Annotated in this window: 3 protein-coding genes; all 3 read left to right on the top strand. The window is 30.8% G+C overall.

Going from position 1 to position 2,065, the window contains the following annotated elements:
* Positions 1-91 precede the first annotated feature (91 nt).
* From ACJMLH_RS00005 to ACJMLH_RS00015, 3 genes are read left to right on the top strand one after another with little or no spacing between them, the layout of a single operon-like run.
* A complete protein-coding gene (locus ACJMLH_RS00005; RefSeq protein ID WP_292744395.1) occupies positions 92-328 on the top strand; it encodes a helix-turn-helix transcriptional regulator in 237 nt (78 codons plus the stop codon).
* Positions 329-337: 9 nt separating this feature from the next.
* Entirely contained in the window at positions 338-1,069 is a 732-nt protein-coding gene (locus ACJMLH_RS00010) for a DUF4013 domain-containing protein (RefSeq protein ID WP_405273922.1), read from the top strand.
* 9 nt (positions 1,070-1,078) lie between these two features.
* Positions 1,079-1,918: a DUF4013 domain-containing protein gene (locus ACJMLH_RS00015; RefSeq protein ID WP_405273923.1), complete on the top strand. Its 840-nt coding sequence runs from the start codon at positions 1,079-1,081 to the stop codon at positions 1,916-1,918.
* Positions 1,919-2,065 lie beyond the last annotated feature (147 nt).

The following is a 2,065-nucleotide window of genomic DNA, read 5'->3' on the forward strand; positions in this document are numbered from 1 at the left end:
ATATAACATTAACATAAGTAATTAGATTTTAACATAATTACTTCAAGTACTTAAATACTTTTTGCAAAAATGATTAATTTGTGGGAATACTATGAGAACCATGATTAAATATTTAAGACAGGAGCTCAAAATGAGCCAAAAAGAACTGGGGGATAAGGTTGGAGTTACCCGGCAAACCATTAACGCACTTGAAAACGGGAGGTATAATCCATCTTTATTTCTGGCATATGAAATAACCCAGGTTTTTAATAAAATGTTATTCAAAGGTGATCGAGAACAATATTTCGTTATGGAAGATATTTTCATTTTCGATGATGATTACTATTAGGTGATAAAAATGATTTTAGATATATACAAAGACGCACTAGAATATTCAGCTAAAGACTGGAAAACATTAGTGATATTGGGGGTAATGTGTTTTTTCAGCTTTTTGTTGCTTCCGATATTCTTAATCACAGGTTACAATTACAGAGTTATTGAAAATGCAGTACATGGGATTATTAATGGAAGGGATCCATTACCTGGCTTTGAAGATTTAATAGACATGTTTGTTGATGGTATTAAAGTTGTAATAGTTCAGATAGCCTATTTGCTTGTACCCTGCATCGTATTTATTATCTTTGCACTTATTGCAAGTCAATTAGCAGACTTTGCTTCTGTTGCGATAATGGTTATAGGATGCTTAATCACTTTTGTCCTTGTTGTAATTGCATGTTTGATGAACCAAATGGGAATATGTCATATGGCATACAATGAGGGAGCGTTTACAAAAGCATTCGCAATAAGTGAAATAAAAAAAGTAGTTGATGATATCGGATGGTTTAAATGCATTGCAACATACTTGGGATTAATAATCATAACTGTAGTCATAAGTGCTGTTGTAACTTCAATTATATATGCAATATTTATGGTGTTTGGAATTTCAGGTGCTGTTTTAGGTGCTGATCCTAGTGGAATATTTATATTGGGATTATTGTTCAATTCAGCAATAACTATGTTTATTGTAGGACCGTACTTAAGTATATTCAATTCAAGGTCTATAGGATTATTATACACAATGCAAATTTAGGTGATTAATATGGCAAGCATAACAGATTGTGTCGTTGAAGGATTAAAATATCCATTCAATGACGTTAAAAAGGTTTTAGGATTTGGTGTTCTATTAGCATTAATGAGTGCATTATCAACATTCATTGGTTTAAAGTCTTTTGATGTTTTTAGAGAAATACTGAATATAATGGAAAATACTAATGTTACTTTAGCATCACGCATACCTCTTTCACAATTGCCGGGGGCCGACATTAATTTAATAATTGGTTTGGCTGCTGTTAGCCTGATTGTAACATTATTCATATTGGGGTATCAATATGATTTAATTAAATTCTCAATTGATAAAAAACAGGATCTTCCAGGATTCAGCGACATATTGGGAATGTTTCTCAACGGAATACAGTATTTCCTTGTAATCGTTGCATACAATATCATTCCATTGATTATATTGATTGGTGGAATAATGTTGATTGGCGATTCATCAATATTGCCTGTTGTTATCTTAATTTCAATATTGCTCTTTATAATTGCATATTTCATCGAAATTATGGCGTTAAACAATATGATTGCCCATGACAATATTAAAAAAGCATTTGATTTAAGAGAAATAATGGATAATATTTCAAATCTTGGATGGGGCAAGTACATTGGAATAATTCTCTTTACAATCCTGGTATATATGATCATCATGGCTGCTGCAGGATTTATATTGAGCATTATATCAGTATTGTTTGCAGCAACTATCAATAATCAGGCAGTAGTTATATCATTTGTTATTGCAATAATTGAAGGATTATTCGTTGACTCTTATATGAGTGTATTTTTCAACAGAGTCTGTGGATCAGTATATAGAGAATCAATTAAATAGTTAGGATGTTTTTAAACATTCTAATTTACTTTTTTTTAATTTTTTTAAGGGAGATTTATGTATGGTAGACTACGTTATCGAAACAAATCAGTTATCAAAAATATATTCCAAAAATAAGGTTGTAGATTCTGTTAACATGCATGTTGA

The sequence above is a fragment of the Methanobrevibacter sp. genome (assembly GCF_045116495.1).
In the GTDB taxonomy this organism is placed as follows: Archaea; Methanobacteriota; Methanobacteria; order Methanobacteriales; family Methanobacteriaceae; genus Methanocatella.